General features: G+C 63.6%; 8 protein-coding genes and 1 pseudogene. 4 read left to right on the top strand and 5 right to left on the bottom strand.

Features of this window, described 5'->3' with window-relative positions:
- Positions 1–885 precede the first annotated feature (885 nt).
- Positions 886–7,213, bottom strand: a pseudogene (gene pks2 / locus G6N42_RS29260) (sulfolipid-1 biosynthesis phthioceranic/hydroxyphthioceranic acid synthase).
- Positions 7,214–7,494: 281 nt separating this feature from the next.
- On the opposite strand from pks2, the gene G6N42_RS29265 reads away from it, so the two are divergent.
- Positions 7,495–9,234 carry an AMP-binding protein gene (locus tag G6N42_RS29265; RefSeq protein WP_163736427.1) on the top strand — a complete coding sequence of 580 codons (1,740 nt, stop codon included), beginning with the start codon at positions 7,495–7,497 and terminating at the stop codon, positions 9,232–9,234.
- A 57-nt stretch (positions 9,235–9,291) separates the two neighbouring features.
- On the opposite strand, the gene G6N42_RS29270 is transcribed toward G6N42_RS29265, so the two are convergent.
- Entirely contained in the window at positions 9,292–11,481 is a 2,190-nt protein-coding gene (locus G6N42_RS29270; RefSeq protein WP_163736431.1) for an acyltransferase family protein, read from the bottom strand.
- A gap of 291 nt (positions 11,482–11,772) precedes the next feature.
- Positions 11,773–12,537 (bottom strand): aspartyl/asparaginyl beta-hydroxylase domain-containing protein, encoded by a 765-nt coding sequence (locus tag G6N42_RS29275; protein ID WP_163736434.1) that lies wholly within the window; start codon positions 12,535–12,537, stop codon positions 11,773–11,775.
- A gap of 623 nt (positions 12,538–13,160) precedes the next feature.
- Here G6N42_RS29275 and G6N42_RS29280 point away from each other — a divergent pair.
- Positions 13,161–14,429: a glycosyltransferase gene (locus G6N42_RS29280; RefSeq protein ID WP_163736438.1), complete on the top strand. Its 1,269-nt coding sequence runs from the start codon at positions 13,161–13,163 to the stop codon at positions 14,427–14,429.
- Between the two features lie 32 nt (positions 14,430–14,461).
- Here the strand turns inward: G6N42_RS29280 and G6N42_RS29285 are convergent, their stop codons facing one another.
- Positions 14,462–15,883, bottom strand: coding sequence for a hypothetical protein (locus tag G6N42_RS29285; RefSeq protein WP_163738524.1), 1,422 nt, complete (start codon positions 15,881–15,883; stop codon positions 14,462–14,464).
- 340 nt (positions 15,884–16,223) lie between these two features.
- Between G6N42_RS29285 and G6N42_RS29290 the strand changes: the two genes are divergently transcribed.
- Both G6N42_RS29290 and G6N42_RS29295 read left to right on the top strand, forming a co-directional pair.
- Complete coding sequence (locus G6N42_RS29290; RefSeq protein WP_163738528.1) at positions 16,224–17,198, top strand: sulfotransferase family protein; 975 nt, start codon at positions 16,224–16,226, stop codon at positions 17,196–17,198.
- A 183-nt stretch (positions 17,199–17,381) separates the two neighbouring features.
- Positions 17,382–18,359, top strand: coding sequence for a Gfo/Idh/MocA family protein (locus G6N42_RS29295; RefSeq protein ID WP_232076412.1), 978 nt, complete (start codon positions 17,382–17,384; stop codon positions 18,357–18,359).
- A gap of 72 nt (positions 18,360–18,431) precedes the next feature.
- Here the strand turns inward: G6N42_RS29295 and G6N42_RS29300 are convergent, their stop codons facing one another.
- Positions 18,432–20,075, bottom strand: coding sequence for a GMC oxidoreductase (locus G6N42_RS29300; protein ID WP_232076414.1), 1,644 nt, complete (start codon positions 20,073–20,075; stop codon positions 18,432–18,434).
- Positions 20,076–20,273 lie beyond the last annotated feature (198 nt).

The raw sequence follows: 20,273 nt of genomic DNA on the forward strand, positions 1-20,273 counted from the left end.
TCGAGCACTTGGCGCGGTGGTCGACCTTGTTCGTCGCCACCGCCGTGATCTTGTCGCGGCGGCAAGAGCAGCCCGACACGACCGCCTGGATCATGTTCAACCATCCCCCCCGAAACCCGTAGGCGTGTGCGCAGACGATGGCGATGAGGCCATCGTCGTACCGGGCATCACGATCTACGTCGACGTGGATGAATGGGATGCTCGTGCGCAAGCTCTAGGCGGAACAAGCGACACTTTGCTCGCCGGATTGGCCGCGAAGTTCGCCGAGCACGTCGGGCGCCGCCGTGCGACCGATGGCGCTGTCACCCTGCAACTTCCCAGGAGCGACCGCGCCGAAGACGATACGCGCGCGCTCGCAGTGTCGTTCGCACCCGTTTGCATTGACCCGACACACGTCACAACAGATCTGCGTGACGTCCGCGCCGCGGTCGACCAAGCGCTGAGCACCCTGCGCCAGGCGCCGGATCCGTCGTTGCACAATGTGATGCCGCCGGCCGCAATCGGAATCGTCTGGCTAACGCAATTCGCGCCGAAGCGGGCGCTGGGTCGGCTGTCGGATTTGACGTTCGGAGACCCCAGTTTCCCGGTGTTCTGTTCCAACCTCGGAGACTTCGGAATGATGATGTGCCGTCTCGACGGCACCGACGCCGAGTACGTCACGACCCGGGGCGCCGGTAGTGTTACGCGCCGGTGGCTCGAGCGAGCGGGCGGCCTGATGCACCTGCAGTCGGGGCGTATCGGCAGCAAAGTCGGCATCAGCGTTGTCGCCTACCAACCCGGGGCTCTGAACACAAAGCACGCTCTACGCGAACTGGCCGATAAGACTCTGTCTGAGTTCGACCTGACGGGCGAAATCGCTTAGTTAGTCCATTCGAAGCCTCGCCCCTAGACGGCGTCGTCCGGAGCGAGCCTCTCGCACAGCAGCGCTGCCAAACCGCGGATAGTAGTGGTGGCGACATCGCTAGACGTGAGGCGGATCCCGGTTTCGCTCTCGATGCGGGTACGTAGCTCAAGGGCGCCTAGCGAGTCGACGCCGTACTCGGCGAGCGGCCGGTCGGGGTCGACGCTGCGGCGCAGGATCAGGCTGACCTGATCAGAGATCAAGCGCCGCAATCGAGTGGGCCACTCGTCAGGGGCCAGCTCGGCGAGCTCCGCATGGAGCGTGCCCGTACCCGTTGTGGTCGTGCCGGTGGAACGGAACGCCTCGGCGAATGGGCTGCGGTGGGACAAAGAGCTCAACCAGGGGATTCCGGTGATCGGTGCATAGCCGGTGTAGGCGCGGTTGTGGCGTAACAGCGCGTCGAGCGCGTAGAAGCCCTCGTCGGGTGCGATAGCAACATCGGCGCCCTCGGCCAGCGCGGCGGCGCGTCCGATCTGCCCCCAGGCACCCCAGGCGATCGCGGTGGCCGGCAGGCCCTGGGCACGGCGCCACAGGGTGAAGGCATCCAGCCAGCTGTTGGCCGCAGCGTAGGCGCCTTGCCCGGGTGAGCCCACTAGCGCGGCTGCCGAGGAGAACGAGCAGAACCAGTCCAACGGCTGGGCGATGGTGGCGGTGTGCAGATTCCAGGCACCGTAAACCTTTGGCGCCCAGTCACGCTCGAGGAGCTCATCGGTGATATTGCTCAGGGTGGCGTCCTCGACCACCGCTGCCAAATGCAGCACGCCGCGCACCGCAAGGCCGGTGGCGGTCGCTGAAGCCACCAACCGGGCCGCGGTTTCCGGATCGGCGATATCACCACATTCCACCTCGATGTCGGCACCCTTGGCGCGCATACGCTCGATGGCATGCATCGCCTCCGGTGATGGCTGCGAGCGTGACGACACCACGATCCGCCCGCAACCGTCGGCGGCCATCTTCTCGGCCACAAACAGTCCCAGGCCCCCCAACCCGCCGCTGACGATGTAGGCGCCGTCGGGACGGAAGACGGGCACCTGCGCCGGGGCCACGATCACCCGACTGTGCCCCTCGCGCGGCACATCGAGCACGAGTTTTCCGGTGTGCTGCACCGCTCATGATCCGAATCGCCGCCGCGGCATCCGCTAGCGGGTAATGCGTACTCGCCAGCACCGGCAGTGTGCCGTCGGCGATGAGTTGATACACAGTATTCAGCAACTCACGCAGCCGTCCGGGATGAACGTAGGACAGCAGCCCGAGGTCGAGGCCGTAGAACGCGAGGTTGCGGCGGAATGGAAGTAATCCCAGCCGCGTATCGCCGTAGATGTCGCGTTTGCCGATTTCGACGAAACGTCCACCGAAGGCCAGCAATTCGATGCCCGCACGCTGGGCCGCACCGGCGACGGAATTCAGGACGATGTCAACGCCGTAACCGTGTGTATCCCGGCGTATCGCCTCGGCGAATTCGATACTGCGCGAATCGTAGACATGGTCTATGCCCATGTCGCGCAACATCTGGCGACGCTCGTGGCTGCCTGCGGTCGCGAAGATCTCGGCCCCAGCGGCGCGGGCGACGGCGATCGCTGCCTGCCCCACGCCACCGGTTGCCGAGTGAATCAACACCTTGTCGCCGCCGGTGATGTGCGCCAGATCGTGAAGACCGTGATAGGCGGTCGCATACGCGGTGGTCACCGCGGCAGCCTGGCCGTCGGACAATTCAGCAGGGACTGTCGCAGCCAGATCGGCGTCGCAGGTGACAAACGTGCCCCAACACCCGTCAGCGCACAGGCCCCCAACACGGTCGCCCACCTTATGGGTACCCACGTCGGACCCGACTGCGGTGACCACGCCGACGAAATCAGTGCCCAGCTCGGGTAGCCTTCCCTCGAAGGCGGGGTAGCGTCCGAAGGCGACCAGTACGTCTGCGAAGTTGATGCTCGACGCGGTGATCGCGACTTCGATCTGTCCTGGGCCGGGCGGAATACGCTCGCAGGCAACGAGTTCCAATGTCTCCAAGTCGCCGGGAGCGCGGATCTGTAGACGCATTCCATCGTGCTCATGGCTGGCGTCGGTCATGCGTCGCTCGTCGGGGCGCAGCGGCGTGGGAGACAAGCGCGCGGTATACCATTCACCGTTTCGCCAGGCCGTCTCATCCTCGTCGGACTCGCTGAGCAGCTGCCGCGCCCACAGCTCGACATCAGTGCCTTCATCCAGATCGACCTGGGTGGCGCGCACATGCGGATGCTCAACCCCGATCACCCGTGTCAAACCCCGCAACCCGGCCTGCTCCAAGTTCGCCACGTCACCCGCAACCACGGTCTGAGCATTACAGGTCACGACATACAGATGAGGCCATCCGGCAGGCATCTCGGACAACTCGCGAGTGATGTGCGACAGCAGCTTTACGTACTCTCGTCCCAGTTGCGGCATTGGGTCGGTCGCATCGCCGCTGCTGCGCCCCGTCAGGACGACCGCTCGGCTGAATGTGCCTGCGCGCAGATGATCGCGAAGTCCCGCCGCTTTTGTGGTGGCATCGGCATGCGCTGGCCACGCAAAAGTTGTGCACTGTGCGCCATGCCGTTTGAGGACATCGGCCAAAACCGTAGTGGCCACATCTATGTCGACAGCGTTGATCAGCAGCCAGTTACCGGAATCAGCCTGCGCGGGATCAGGCGATTGTCGGTGCCGCCATTCGATGGTGAGTAGCCGCTCGTTCAGTACTCGATCTCTGTGGTCATCTTCGGATTCGCCGGTGCCCAAGCGCAGCCCTTGTACCGCGAGCAGAACCGTTCCGTGCTCGTCGAGCACATCGAGGTCGGCCTCCACCCCAGACGCATCGGCCCTGGTCACCTTTGCATAGCAGAAGTGCGCGTTCTGGGCACCACCGTAGGCACGCAGCCGCCGCACACCCAAGGGCAAGGCCAGCGCCCCGGTGCCCAAAGCCTCGATGTCGGGATGAGCCGCAACGGACTGAAAACACGCATCCAGCAGAGCCGGATGGATACCGAAAGCTTCCTGTTGTGAGCGAAGATCTCGCGGTAACGCCACCTCGGCCAACACGGATGCACCACCCCCGTCGCCCGTATGCACCACACGCAGCCCGCTGAAAGCCGGACCGTGTTGAACACCACGCTGGCCCAATCGGTTACGCACCTCGGTGCCGTCGACACGACGCGGGTGCGCAGAAACCAGCGAAGACATGTCGCGGGCAGGGGGCGGCTCATCCGCTGTGACGTGCAAGACCGCGGACGCTCGGCATACCTTCCCGTCGAGGTCCTGTGTCTCAACTGTGAAATCGAGGACGCCAGGCGATACCACCACCGCCGCGGCGTCAACCGTGATCTGCTCATCCAGCAGAAGCGGCCGTTCAAAGTGGATGTCGCGGATCTCGCAGGTGTCGCCGAGGACGGTACGTGCGGCCGTCACGGCCATTTCGCAGTAGGCCGCCGCGGGAAACACCGCCACATCGCGGACCCGGTGATCGCCCAGCCAGGGCTGGGCAACGGTGCCGACCTCGGCTTGCCACACATGGCGCTCTGGTTCTTCCTGCAAGCGCACATGCTGACCCAACAGCGGGTGCACCGACACCGTATTTGCACCGCGTGTTGGTGAGTGCGCACCGTCGGGGGTCAACCACAGCCGACGGTGTGTCCAGCTCGGCAGCGGGGCATCCACCAGGCGCCCGTTCGGGTGGAGTACAGAGAAATCGACCGCGGCCCCCGCACTGTGCAGATCCCCCACGAAGCCGCTCAGACCGTGCGCCAGGTCCTGCCCACGACGCATGCCGGCGAGAACGGCCAACGGCATGTCAAGGCTGTGTGCGGTTTGCTCCACAGCGTGGGTGAGCAACGGGTGCGCCGCCAGCTCCGCGAACACCCGATAGCCGTCTTCCAACGCCGCCCGCACCGCCGCGGCGAACCGCACCGTCCGACGCAGATTGTCCACCCAATACCTGCTGTCGCACACCGGCTGTTCACGCGGGTCGAATTGGGTCGCTGAGTAGAACGGCACCTCCGGAGTCATCGGATCCAGCTCTGCCAACGCCTCTTTCAGCTCATCGAGAATCGGATCGACCTGCGGCGAATGCACGGCCACATCGCTGACGATCTCACTGGCCATCACGCCCCGCTGCTCCCATGTTGAGACCAGCTCGCGAAGTGTGTGAGCAGCCCCGCTGATCACCGTGGATCCCGGTGAGGCCACGACCGCCACCACCACATCTTTCACGCGGCGCGCGGTGAATTCTGAAAGTATTTGTTTGGCAGGTAATTCCACCGATGCCATCGCTCCCGAACCCGCGATACGTGACATCAGCCGCGAACGCCGGCAGATCACCCGCACCCCATCTTGCAGCGACAACGCACCCGCGACCACCGCCGCGGCGACCTCACCCAGCGAATGCCCGATGACCGCGCCAGGACGCACCCCGTAAGCCTTGAGGGTTGCCGCCAGCGCGACCTGCATGGTGAACAGAGTCGGCTGAACCCGGTCGATACCGGTCACCATCTGTGGTGCTGACATCGCCTCGGTCACCGAGAACCCCGACTCAGCGGCGATCAGTGGTTCGGCCTGCCCCACCGTGGCCGCAAACACCGGTTCGGTGGCCAACAGTTGCGCGCCCATCGCTGCCCACTGCGATCCCTGTCCAGAAAACACCCACACCGGACCCCGGTCATCACGGCCCACCGCCGCCTGATAAGGCATCTCGTCATCGGCGACCTGCCGCAACGCCGCGCAAAGCTCGGCCCGGCTGCGCGCCATGACAGCGGTGCGCACCGGCCGATGCGCACGCCGGCGAGCCAAGGTGTAACCCAGATCCGACAACGCCACATCGGCATGGGCGTCGACCCAATCAGCCAACCGGCCAGCAGTGCGCCGCAACTCCACAGCAGAGGTCGACGACAGCGCAAACAACTGTGCAGCCGCCGGTGCGCCCAACGAACCATCCTCGCGCACAGCAGATTCCGGCGCCTGCTCCACAATCGCATGAACATTGGTACCCGACAACCCATACGACGACACCGCCGCACGACGCGGACATTCGACTTGCGGCCATGCTGTGATCTCGTGTGGCACCGAGAGTTTGGTGTCGGTGCGGGCGAGCTGATCGGGCAGGCGGGTGAAGTGCAGGTTTGGCGGGATCGCGGCACGCTGCAAAGCGAGAACCGCTTTCACCAGCCCTAGAGTTCCAGATGCTGACTGGGTATGGCCGAGGTTGGTTTTCACCGAAGTGAGAGCGCAAGGAGCCTCGACGCCATATACCTCTGTCAAGCTTGTGTACTCGATTGCGTCGCCCTCGGGGCTTCCGGTGCCGTGTGCTTCGACCATGCCAACGCTAGCGGGGTCTACACCTGCGATCTGCAAGGCTTCCCGGTATACCGCGGTCTGCGCGCTCAGCGACGGCGTCGAGATATTCACCGTATGGCCGTCTTGGTTGGCTGCGGTGCCGCGTATCACCGCCAGGATGCGGTCACCGTCGCTGAGCGCGTCGGGCAAGCGCTTGAGCAACACCACCGCACTAGCTTCACCACATACGTACCCGTCCGCCGCAATGTCGAAGGCATGACAGCGACCCGTGGGAGATAGCTGGCCGTTCGCCGTCCCCGCAAGGAACTTTCGCGGTTCCAGCATCACGAACGCGCCGCCGGCGAACGCCATGTCGCTCTCCCCCACATCGAGGCTGCGGCACGCCATATGCACCGCAGTCAGGCCGGAAGAATCGGCGGTGTCAACGGTCACCGCCGGGCCACGAAGCCCCAGGGCGTAGGCGATCCGACCGGACGCCATGCTGAACAAATTGTCTTGAAAGCCGTACGGCCCCTCCATTTCAGGGGAGTCGGCCGTGACGAGTTGGTAATCGTAGTGAGTCAGTCCCACGAACACACCGGTGCGCGATTCGCGCATCCGCTCGGGACCGAGGCCGGCGTGCTCCATGGCCTCCCAGGAGTTCTCCAACAACAGCCGATGCTGCGGATCAAGCGCGATCGCCTCCCGCTCACTGATCCCGAAGAACTCCGGATCGAAGCCGGCAACATCATCGAGAAACGCCCCCCACTTCGACACCGACCGACCAGGCACCCCAGGCTCGGGATCGTAATACTCCTCGACGTCCCAACGATCTGGCGGAACCTCGGTCACCAGGTCATCGCCACGAAGCAACGCCTCCCACAACCGCTCCGGGCAATCGATACCCCCAGGAAGTCGACACGCCATACCAATGACAGCAACCGGAGTGACGGCTGTGCTGCTCGTACTGGCTGACGACTTCGCCGAGGCTGAACGGTGAGTTCGATCATCGATTGCGCCAGATGAATCCATTGCATCTCCTCACAGCAACGTCAAGTTCGCGCCATCGGTTGCTTGACTCACGACGTGGCGTTGCGCCCAACCGCGGGACCGCCTAGGTCTCCGTCATTTGGTGCCCACCGTATCAGGGCTTACTGGCACGTCACGAGGGTCGGGTGGTATCGGCGAAGCCGCCATTTACGCATGGATGGCATCCGGAGCTGCGCTGGCCGTTATCTAATCGTGACTTTGCTGCGCGCGCTGGACAAGCCTGTTCATCGACGTTTGCGGGTGGTTGACGTTAACCTCAGGCGGTGGTTGAAACGTCCCTCCCGGATCTGCTGCGCGAACACGCCAGTCTTCAGCCGGATGAGATCGCATTCACGTTCGTCGATTATGAGCAGGATTGGGCCGGCGTTCCCGAACGAGTGACATGGCCGCAGCTGTATCGGCGAGTGCGCAACGTTGCCCGTGAGCTTCGAGGCTGTGCAGCACCTGGTGATCGTGCGGTGATATTGGCCCCGCAGGGACTGGATTACATCCTGGCGTTCCTGGGGGCGTTACAGGCCGGGATCGTCGCGGTGCCGCTGTCGGTCCCGCTGGGCGGCGCCAGCGATGAGCGCGTCGATTCGGTGCTGCGCGATGCGTCACCCACGGCGGTTCTCACCACGTCCGCAGTCGTGGATCACGTCGTCCCACACGTCACCGCGCAGCCGTTGGAGCCGCGACCCTCGATCATCGAGATCGATTCGTTGGAACTGGACGCTCCGGTGCGAGCTGAGGACCCGGGCGATATCCAACAGACGACCGCGTATCTGCAATACACATCGGGATCCACCCGCCAACCCGCCGGCGTGATGATCTCCTATACCAACCTTCAGGCGAACTTCGAGCAATTGATGGCGGGTTATTTCGCGCACCGAGACGGTATTGCACCCTTCGACAGCACCATCGTGTCGTGGCTGCCCTTTTATCACGATATGGGTTTGGTTCTGGGAGTATGCGCACCGATTTTGGGCGGATACAGCGCTGTGCTCACCAGTCCGGTGGCTTTCCTGCAGCGCCCGGCCCGGTGGATGCAGTTGCTGGCCACCAACACTCACGCATTCTCGGCGGCGCCGAATTTCGCGTTCGAACTCGCCGCACGAAAGACCTCAGACGAGGACATGACCGGACTCGATCTGGGCAACGTGGAAACCATTCTCAGCGGAAGCGAACGCGTACACCCGGCCACACTGCAACGCTTCACCGAGCGGTTCGCCCGGTTCAACCTCCACGACTGGGTGGTCCGACCCTCATACGGACTTGCCGAATCCACCGTCTACGCCGCGACCAGCCGAGCGGGCCAAGCCCCCACCATCGTGGACTTCGAAACCGACAAACTCGCCGCAGGTCAGGCCAAACGCTGCACCAACGGCGGCGGCACACCACTGATCAGCTATCCGCTCACCCCATCGCCCACGGTGCGCATCGTCGATCCCGACACCCACACCGAATGCCCGCCGGCCACCACCGGCGAGATCTGGGTGCACGGCGACAACGTCGCGTTGGGCTATTGGCACAAACCAGAAGAGACCCAACGCACCTTCGGCGCCACCCTGATCAACCCGTCAGCAGGCACCCCGGCCGGACCGTGGCTGCGGACCGGGGATCTGGGCTTTGTCACCGAAGGAGACCTGTTCATCGTCGGCCGCATCAAAGACCTGTTGATCGTCTACGGGCGCAACCACTCTCCTGATGACATCGAAGCCACGATTCAGGAAATATCAGGCGGCCGGGTCGCCGCCATCGCGGTACCCGACAACGAAATCGAACAACTCGTCGTCATCGCCGAAGTCAAACGACGCGGCGACTCCGGCAACGAGGTGATGCACAAATTCGACACCCTCAAACGTGAAATCACCTCAGCGATCTCCCATACCCACGACCTCGCCGTCGCCGACGTAGTGCTGGTATCACCCGGCTCAATACCCATCACCACAAGCGGCAAAATACGACGAGCAACATGCATCGACCACTACCGAACCGGCCAATTCACCCGCCAAGACGCGTAAGTAGCACCGCGAGTAAAGGTTTCGCCGACAGAGCGCCTGCGATGGCGTTGTCGACTCTTATCTGCGAGCGAGCGCGCGGTCCGCAATTGCTTCGATAGCCGGCGCCAATTGTCGCGAGTACTCCGATGTCACGTGATTGCTGTCAAAGTAAACTAGCGTGTTGCCGACGATCACCAGGCAACGGTCGGGTGTGCAGAACAACTGTGTGAGGTCAACGTATTGCCCGCCACCGGCTTCGGTCGCGGTGGACTCGGCCGCGATGCCGGCCGGATTGACCACCGCCGACCTAGGCTCCGAGCACGCCATCGCGTCATCGAGGTGTCCAGACACGCAAATCGGAACGTCCGAGGGCGGGTCTGGGATGGGTCCGAGCACCAAAACGTCCGCACCCGTGTTGCGCAGCTGCCTCACCAGGCGTGTCAAGCTTTCTAGCCACGCCGGACTGTACGACGTGAAACCCGGCTGGAATCTGTTCCCCGCGCGATATCCCCGATACACACTCAGCACGACCAACCGAGGGTGCTCGGCGTGCAAGCGGTCAATGATCTGAGCGCGCCATTGCTCACATCGGGTGGCCAGGCGAAATAGTGGGTTGGCGAATGGCAGATCGAGCATTGGGCAGACCGCCTTGGCCATCGTCACCAACCGCCACGCCCGCTGCTCGGCGACTTGCTGGAAAGCCGGCCTCCACATCGCAGCATTCGAATCGCCGACCAGGGCGACCGTCGTCGAGGAGGCGGTCTCGCCCGTCGCGCATTCTGGTTGTCCGGATTGGAGAGCATTGCGCATGCAGCCGTTGAGGAAAATGGCGTTCAGTTGAGCTGCGGCATCGCTGAGTGGCGGGTCGAGGTTGGACGGTACGGCCTTCTGATGAGTGGCGGCCGCGAGTGCGGATTGCACTTGTGCGAACGAGTGCTGCACCGCCGCGTTGTAGGTGTCCACGTTGCCACCCGTGGGGGGAGGCGCGGCAGTGATGGTCAGCGGTGCCTGGGGCGCGCCGCGGCCGACCGGGACCGGAACCCATACCAGCAGCACTACGCACACAAGAGCGGCGGCTGCAGTGGCGGCGCCACCAAGCGCGAGACTGACGGCGGGGGACCGGCGTACCGGGGCGGCGAACCGCAAAGGGTTCTCGATGAGATGCAGGGTGAGCACCGCCAGTCCGGCGGAGACGGCGGCCGCCGCCAGCCTGCCCGCTAGCCCTAGCGGTTGGCCGAGCAGCAGTGGTGCGAACAGCAGCACCGGCCAGTGCCACAGGTACCACGAATACGACACTCGGCCGATCGCTCGCATCGGCGACACGGCTAGGAATGAACCGCATCCTCGAGAGGGTGCGGCGCAGCCGGCACCGATCACCAAAGCGGCGCCAAGGACGGGCATCAGCGCGGCAGCACCAGGGAACGGGGTGCTCGCGCTGAACAGGGTGCAGGACAGCAGGACGAGAGCCAGCCCTCCCCACCCCGCAATCGCGGCCGGTGTCGCGGATAGTCGGCCCCACTGGCTGGCCGTCAGCGCTACCAAGCCGCCGACGGCCAACTGCCAGGCTCGTGTGGGCAGCGAGAAGAAGGCCACAGCGGGGAGCACATACGTAATCGCCAGCGACATCGCAAACGATCCGGCCGCGACAAGAGACAGGACTATCAGAAATGGGACGTATGGACGCTTCGGTGGTGCGGCGTGAGTCCCCTTGCGTCGGCGCCGACGCCGTATGAGCCAGGCTGTCGCGATGATCATGGGCGGCCACACCAGGTAGAACTGTTCCTCGACGCCCAGAGACCAGTAGTGCTGGAACGGCGACTCCGGCATTATCGGTGCGAGGTAGTCGACGTTGTGTAGCGCGAACCAGTAGTTGCCGACATACAGTGCGCTGGCGATCCCGTCTCCGAATACACTCCGGGCCTGCAGCGGAGGTAAGAGCAAAGCCGAGGCGATTGCAGTGACGATGCCCACCGTGGCTGATGCCGGCAGCAGTCGGCGGGCGCGTGCACCGTAGAACCGACGGAGCCGCACGGTACCGACGGTGCTCACCTCACGAAAGAGCAATCTGGTGATCAGGAAGCCGGAGATGACGAAGAACACGTCCACGCCGACGTACCCACCGCCCACGCCGGGCACGTCCGCGTGAAACAGGACAACCGCTAACACCGCGACCGCGCGCAGGCCCTCGATGTCATCGCGGAACCCCGACTGTGCCGACCGCGGACTATGCACAGCCTCGATGGGCAATGCGCGATTGGTCTGGCTCACGGTCCTCCACCTCGAGATGCGTAGTTCGGAGAGGATTGTTGCATGGCCGCAGGGAGGATGTAGCAAACTTGCAGCAAGAGATGTGTCATGCGGATTGCCATCCCCAGCCTCCGAAGACAGGTTGAACCGAATACACGGGACGACCTCGCCGCTAATCAATGCTCTGCTTAAGAGCAGCTGCTCTGTGACGCGACGCAAGGCTGGCCAAGATAGTGGAGGCACCAGCGAGAGGCTGCACCTTGGACGCCACTCAGGCCGGCACAGCTACCCCAACGCGCCTCGCGCCGATCGCTAGTTGGCGGCGGCGCCCTGATTGACGGCTGCCTCGAAGCGCTTTTCCCAGCGGGAGTAGCTGCCAAGGTTGCCAAGGACGAAGGGCGAGAGTGCGATCAGCCACGTCGCCACGGAGTTGAGCACGTTGGCTGGGAAGCGCATTGGCCGCATAAGGTCGACGAAGAGCACCACCCGGAAGCCGTCGGTTCGGTTCCAAGCTTCGTGTTCGAAGGTGTCGTCGAAGATCATCACCCGACCTTCTTGCCAGTGACGGGTCTGCGACCCGACGCGGATGCCACACTGCTCGGCCGGCTCGGGAACGAGCAGCGCGAGATGGAGGCGAAGGACTCCCTTGTATGGGCCACGATGCGGCGGCAACTCCTTGCCTGGGGCGAGAATGGAGAAGAAAGCAGTCTTCATGCCCGGAATGTTCTTGAGGAGCCGGGCGGTTTCCGGACAGCGGCGGCAGTTCGGTGCGGCCTTTATTCCGTAGGCATAGAAGAAGAAGGTCTTCCAGCCATCGTCCTGGGAAAGAGCTTTCTGGTCCTTCGAAATGTCCTGGAAGTTCGGCATATCCGCTGCGTAGGGCAACAGTGCATCGAGTTCGGCTCGAACCTTGCGCCAATCGGCTTCGACGGCCCCGACCCACGGAAAGTCCTTGTTATCAAAGAACTCGTGGTCACCGAGCAGCGAGGCGCGAGTGTACAGCCGGTATAGCGCGCCGAAAACGGCCATGAACAGGCGTCCGAATGCGCGCGCCAGGAACCCACGCACCTCGTTCATGCTGCCCCCTTTGCCAGAGGTCGAAGTTATCATCCGTCGCGGCCGACGTGCAATGCGTCCATATTCTTTATACACACGGGCATCTTCTTCCCGGCGATGTATTCCCCTGCAATCCAGTGCGTTCGGGAAAGCGTTGCTGTCTCGGCGTTGGGTGGACGGCAAGCCCTCGTGCGTCGATCGAACCCATGGCGTGCACCGTCGGCTCAGTCATCGGACTCCTCCGGCGAACAGTTGCCCGGAACTCGGGCGGCACACCCCGCAATGCAGCGGTCGACCGTCGCCGACGGGCCCGAATGCCAAAGTATGCTGAGAAGGTTTGCGTCACAACATGATCGAAATCTGTGCGGGACGAGACGTGAAGCGGAGCTGGCTTGCAGAAGTCGTCGCTCAACCGAGGAACTCTTCGTAAGACCCACCGATTGGTCGCGACGGTACTCGGCCTCGTGTGAAGACAAGCGCCGCTGCGAACGCGAGATGTGAAGTCCGCGGATTTCGACATTCGTGCTGCCTGCGTTGTGCACCTCGGTTTTGCGGGGTGGAAGCAGACCGCCGCTCATGCGGACGCTCGGCTCTCCGCGGTTGTCATCGAACTCGCGACCGAAGTGAAAGGCTAGGATCTTCGCGTGAAGTTTGCGCTGGCAAGCTACGGAAGCCGTGGCGACATCGAGCCCTGCGCCGCCGTCGGCCGTGAACTGCAGCGCCGAGGGCACGACGTGTGGATGGCCGTCCCGCCCGACCTCGTAGGTTTCGTCGAGTCGGCTGGACTTTGCGCGGTCCCCTACGGCTTGGATACGCGAGCGTGGCTGGAAGTGCATCGCGACCTGTGGACGCGAATCTTCCGCAATGTCTGGAAGGTTCAGGATCTGATCAGGCTGGTGCACGAAGTTCGGGAGCCCATCGCCGAGTGCTGGGAGAAAATCAGCACGCCGCTGATGTCACTCGCGGACGGGGCCGATCTGTTGTTTACGGGGCTGAGTTTCGAGCAACCTGCCGCGAACGTCGCTGAGTTCTATGAGATTCCATTGGCGACGCTGCATTATCATCCAGCGCGGGCCAATGATCAGTTGATGCCCTTCGTCCCTGCGCCGTTAGGCCGATTCGCGATAAAGGTGGACGAGTGGGTAGGTTGGCGGATCTCGAAGAAGCTCGATGATGCGCAGCGTCGTGAACTGGGCCTGCCAAAGGCGACCGGTCCCGCGTCAGGAAGGATCGCCGGCCGCAGATCGCTGGAAATCCAGGCCTACGACGAGCCTTGCTTTCCAGGTTTAGCAGCCGAGTGGGCGAAATGGGACGGGCAGCGACCGTTTGTCGGGGCGCTAACACTTGAGTTGGCGACCGAGTCCGATGAGGACGTCGAGGAGTGGATCGCTTCTGGAAGCCCACCGATTTTCTTCGGGTTCGGGAGTATCCCCGTCGAATCTCCGGCGGACTTGGTCGTCATGATCGCCGCGGTCTGCGCGCAGTTGGGGGAGCGGGCGTTGATAGGTGCTGGTTGGAGCGACTTCAGCGACGTCCCAACTTTCGACCATGTCAAAGTGGTGGGCACGGTGAATTTCGCGACCATTTTTCCCTCCTGCCGCGCGGTCGTGCACCACGGTGCCGCGGGCACCACTGCTGCGGGACTGCGAGCTGGTGTCCCCACGCTGATCCTCTGGACGCTGCCAGACCAGTCGTTCTGGGGGGTTCGGTTGAAGCGCCTGGGCTTGGGCATCGCGCGGCGCTTCTCGGGGATCACCCGAGAATCGCTGGTCGAGGACCTGCGCACGATCCTGGCTCCGGATGTCGTTGCACGGGCCGCGGAATTCGCCACCCGGATGACTACACCTGCTCAAAGCGTCAGGTCCGCAGCTGACCACGTCGAGAATTTCGCTCGGTTGGGGCGGGTCGGCTGACTTCCGCGGCGGTTTTCTAAACGAGCGATCACCTATTCGATCGTGCCGGTCAGCTCGAAGTCCGCCAGTGTCTGGGCGGCCAGCTCGCGCAGGGCTGCCTTCGTGTTCGTAGTGCCCGGTTGGTAGGCGACCACCGTGATGCCGGTCTTACCGCTGATTCGCCATGCCTGCAGTCTCATCACCCCACCTGTTCGCTCGAGCCACTGGCGTGTGGTGTGGTGCCAGGCCGCCCGCGCGGTGTGGTGCTCGGCTTCGGTGCCATCGAGGCGGCACAAAAGTGAGGCATGATCGCCGAGATTGGAACAAAACACCGGGAGATCTGGGTCAGCCGATGCGGCCGCAGCCGCCCGTCTCAACGCCCACCCGGGCCTGAACGGGGCCAGCCATAGGAACTGCCGCGCGGCATCGGGCGTTTCCCTCAACGTGCTCAACGCCTCTTTCACGGCGACGCGGACGTCCCGCAGATCTTTGGTGACTTGCGTCGGGTCGATGCTGACGCGCGCAATGGACATTGCATTCGCCCGCGTATCACCCTCGGTCCGCTCGCTGACGGGCAGTTGCAGGGTGACAGCGCCGTCGCTGGCACGGCGCCGCCCCATGCGATCAGCAAGTCTGACGGCGAATCCGGCGATCATCGCGGTCCGTGTTCCGCCCAGAGCGTCGGCGCGGGAATCCCACTCATCGACGTCGACGTGGATGGTGATCGCCGGTATGACGACGACCTCATCGTCGTCGCCACCTCCTCGGCGCTCGTCAGCCCCTTTGAGGGCCGCAGGTTGCGATGCAGCAAATAGGGCACGCTCTCGCCATCGCCCTCGCCAGTAGCTCGGCGCCATCTTCACCCCCGCGACAACCGCCCGGCTGATCTCGGCTGCGTCGCGTGCAGCATCTCGGGCGTCGTGCAGCACCGCGCGCAATCGCCTGCGTGATCCCGCCGCTGGCAGGCCGAGATCGCGCGTTTGGCCCAACAGCGCTTCGGCTACCGCGACGGCGAGCCCTAGGCCATCGACGATGTAGTGCGAAACAACCAAGCTGACCGCGGTGGAGCCATCTGTAAAAGGAACTACACCGATGTGCCAGCCGGGCCCCCATTCTGGATCAGTCGGTACCTGCGCGCGTTCATCAGCCCAGTCGCTGAGTTCTGAGCGTGGACGGGGCTGGTCGGCGATGTCGATGTCTGCCGGCCCGCGGTCCACTACCCAGCGATGTCGGAAGAACGGCAGCGGCGAACGCTCGATGCGCCGTCCCAGCAGGCCACGCCCGAGAAGGTAATGAAATCGTCTAACCGCGTCGAAGTCGATTGGATGCTCGTAGACCCATACGAGCTGAATGGCGATCTCCTCGCCAGTGGCGCGTTGCCACGAAAAGAAGGCCTGATCCAGCAATGCGACCCGATTGTCAGGCTGCGCATCGCCATTGGAGGCGAGCCTTTTCGATTTTGCGCGTGCAGGGATCCGGACCGACACGGATCAGCCCCCGCCCATCCGGATCGGTTCGCCCGCTTTGGCACACGGGGCCGGTGCATTGTCCTGCGCGGCGAGTCTGCGTGGGACAGCGGGGATCTCCACTGTGTAGTGGGTCATCACCTGAGGGTAGCTGATATGGACTTGCGTTCTGATCCCGCGGGTGCAACCGCCGGCGCCCATCAGCATGGTTTGCCCGACACACGGAACATCGCAACAACAGCGCCGTTCCTCCCTATATTGTTGCCGCCATGGGCAGTCTGTGGACCGGCGGCGGGCGCACCGTAAAGACTCCTTCCTCGAACTCGCCGACAGCATCGTCAACGGAGTCATGCGGGTGAGCGCCGCCACGCAGCCCGGCGACGGTACTCGTCCGGTCGCCCTGTTCATCGTGGGTATGCCCCGGTCAGGTACGTCGGCGCTCACGCGGGTACTTTCGCTGTGCGGCGCCGCACTCCCGGCCCGGTTGCACGGCGCGGTCTCGGACAACCCACTCGGTCGTTGGGAGCCTCGCGCATCGTTACTCCTCAACGATGCAATACTTCGCCGCCACCGAAGTGCCGCCTTCGACCCGACGTTTCGTCTGCAAGCCGCGGGTGCATTGGATGTCGAGACCAACGCTGCATCGATCGCCAAAATCAGGGCCTACCTCAGTTCGCTGCCCGCAGCGCCGGTGGTGGTGATCAAAGACCTGCAGATATCGGTGCTGTCCGACATGTGGTTCGAGGCGGCGCGTCAGGCGGGTTTCGATGTCGCGGCCGTGATAGCAGTGCGCCACCCGCAAGAGGCCATCGCCTCGTTCACTGCCCGGGATGGCACCACGCCGGAGCTTGCGAGTGCCTTGTGGCTGAAGTTCACGCTGCTGGCTGAACGGCACACGCGAGGCCTGCCGCGCGTCGTCGTCGAGTACGCGAACCTCCTCGAAGATTGGCGTCGCGAGGTAAAACGGATTTCCGCGGCGCTGCGAATAGATCTCGAGACCCGCGATGAGAATGCCATCGAGGCTTTTCTGAGACCGGATCTTCACAACCAGCGACACGATGGCCCGGTGACGGAGTTCTTCGGCACCGACTGGTTTGCCACCGTTTTCAACGCGCTTCGCGCGGCCGCGGGCGATGAGGCCGTAGATGAATCCGCGCTGGATCGTGTCCTGGCGGCGTATCGGGCAAGTGAGCACAGTTTCCGAACGGCCGTCGAGGATTTCCGCTATTTCCAGCGCCGGACCAGACTCGTCCCGCCATCAATCGCCAAGTTGAGCCTAGAGGTCGTAGCACTCGCTCACCGGCGCCGCGGAACCTGGGCGTAGTAGTCCGTCGTATGGCTGAAAATGCCTGGGGCGCAAGGCGCCGAAGACACTGATCTCACGAGGCAGAGATGGGTCGTCAGCCGTCGCTTGCATGCTCGTCGCGGCGTTTCAGCCCTGTGCATTCGGGCGGTGCAATCGAGTTCAACTGCTAGCATCGGGTCCGTGTCGACACAGGGGGGCCAGGTGCGGATCGGCATCCTGGGCACAGCACGCATCGCGCCACTGGCACTCCTCAAGCCTGCTCAGCAGAACGCCGAGGTCGAGGTGGCCGCGGTGGCGGCACGAGATCCTGCTCGCGCTCATACCTTCGCCGCCAAGCATGGTATCGCCCGAGTACACGATAGCTACGAGTCGCTGATCGCCGACCCAGATATTCATGCTGTCTATATCCCGTTACCAAACGGCCTGCACGGCAGGTGGACTCGCGCCGCGTTAGAAGCCGACAAGCACGTGCTGTGCGAAAAGCCGTTCGCGTCAAACGCGGCCGAGGCCCGAGAAGTGGCCGAACTGGCTGCGAAGTCGGACAGGGTCGTCATGGAAGGGTTTCACTACCGCCACCACCCGCTGACTTCGCGAGCTCAGGAAATCATCGCCTCGGGCGAGTTGGGCGAGTTGAAGCGGGTTGAGGTCGCCTTGTGCCTGCTGCTTCCCAAGTTTTCGGATATCCGTTACGACTACTCTCTTGCCGGTGGTGCGACCATGGACGTCGGGTGCTACACGGTCGACATGGCACGCACGTTCGGCGGCCCTATCTCTGAAGTACTGTCCGCGCGGGCGAAATTGCGCGATCCTCAGGTGGACCGGGCGATGACGGCCGAGTTGAGGTTCGCAGGTGGACACTCGGGGCGGGTCCGCTGCTCCATGTGGTCTTCAGACTTGATGCGCGTGAGCGCAAAGGTGATTGGCGATCGTGGGGAGTTGACCGTGCTCAGTCAGAGGGCTCCTTTCCGTCGACTCACGGTTCGGTCACCCGGCGGCAATCGGGTTGAGCGTTTCTCTCCACGCTCCACTTACGACTATCAGCTCGACGCATTTGCCGCGGCAGTGCTGCGCGGTGCCCCGGTGGGGACGACACCGGAAGAGGCGGTCGAAAACATGACGGTCATCGACGAAATCTATCGGGCCGCAGGCCTGCCGCTTCGCGAACCCGCCAAGCGGTGATTTCACTTCGCCACGTCTCAAGCTCCGACGGCACCGTTAGCTGGATCGGCGCGGCCACAGGTCCATGATCGATCAGCTGGTGAAGTGCGCCTGCTCGACGTGGGCAGCCACCCGCAACGCATTGGCGGCAACGGTGAGGCTCGGATTCAATCCCGAGCTGGACGGGAAGAACGAGCTGTCGACAACATAGAGGTTGTCCACCCCGTGTGCCTTGTTCTGCGGGTCGAGCACACTGGACTTGGGATCGGTGCCGAAGCGGCACGTGCCAGAGACATGGCCGACGGTCGTATTGCTTTTCGCGACGGGGAGAACGAGAGTGCGAAAAGGCTTGAACAGATCTTTCAGTTGCCGCAGAAACGTTGCACGGCGAGCGGATTCGTTGTCGTGGATCCGGTACTGAATCCGTAGACGCTGGCGGCCGTTCGAAGTGGACTCGCCCGACAACAGAACGCGGTTGTCCAGATATGGCAGGTCTTCGAGGATCGACGCCAGAACCAACCCGCCGCTGAAGAACCGCTCGTAAACCCGGCGTGCCGCCGGGCCCACCAATCGCAGCGCCTTTGCCTGCAGGCCTGGGCGGTTCGTCATCAGCTCCATGGGGCCTTCTGCTGAACCGGCGGACTGCACGGTGCCGTATTTCTGTCCCTCCCAGAAGTAGAAGTCGTTGAGACCGATCTCTTTGTTTTGGGCGGTGATCTTGCTGTCGGATTCCGGCCAGATCTCAATCATGTCCATCAGGTGGCGCATCAAGTTGCGCCCCACCCAATCCGACCGGTTGGCCAGTCCGCCCGGCCAATCGCCGGAGCGGGAATTGAGCAACAGCACCGGAGTGGCGAGGGCCCCGGCGGCCAGCACCACCACCTTGGCCTTGAGGCACACGGTGCCGGAACGATCCTCGCAAATAACCTGCCGCACCTCGCTACCGTCTGCTTCCAGGCGTACGGCGCGGCACTGCGCGAGCAGATTCGCACCGTACTCGGTGATGGCGGGCAGTACGCAATTACGGCCAGCGTCGTTCTTGCACGACTTTTTACAGAGATAGCCCTGACAGGTCGCACATTCATCGGTGTAATCGCAGGCCATTGGCAGGTGGTAGGGGTGTAAACCGCGGCCCGTCAGGTAGTCGACCAGCGGCTGGTTGTCGGTTGAAAACGGCGGCGCCGCCGGTAGATGCACGTCGGCCATCTCGGGACGCAGAGGATCGCGCTGGCCGCGGACACCCATCAGTTCTTCGGCCGCGGTGTACCAGGGTCGCATCTCGTCGTAGGTGATCGGCCAGGCTTCGGGCACGGTAGAGGCGCCGGGGTCGCGGAAGTCTTGCCGGGGCGTGAAATCGCGCTCGAAGAAACGTTCGCAGACCATGCCGTACAGGGACGACGATCCACCGGTCCCGCTGCCCAGGAAGGGCACGAACATTTTCGTGCGGCGTCCGCTGATGTCCTCGATCTGGTCCGTAGACCGCCCGGCCCGCGCCAGGGCGGCGTAGTACGTCTCGACCGATCGTCCCGCCCGCGGCTCGGCCACTTCCGGCCATGACGAACGGATCGTGTCCGGCGCGTCGGGCAGCGTCGATCGTCCCTTTTCAACAAACAGCACCTTGCGGCCGGAGCGGGCGAGCGAGTAGCCCAGCGTTCCGCCACCCATGCCGGTGCCGACCACGATCACGTCCCACGCCACGCGTTCCGCTTCGTGCGCGCTCAGCTCGCCGATGCCCAATACCAGCTCCTCAGTGAATGACGATTTGAAGCTCCCCGCACTGCGAGTGCGAAAGTACCACCTCGACGGCGACGAGGAGTCGGAGATCCGGCCTGGTAAGGCGCGGCCGACTGACAGGAAGATCTCGGCATACCGGCTTCGACAAGACGAAGAACCCGGGAGTCGCTGCGACAGCACGGCAAACTATGTAGTGTCCGG

It is taken from the genome of Mycobacterium gallinarum (assembly GCF_010726765.1).
GTDB lineage: Bacteria > Actinomycetota > Actinomycetes > Mycobacteriales > Mycobacteriaceae > Mycobacterium > Mycobacterium gallinarum.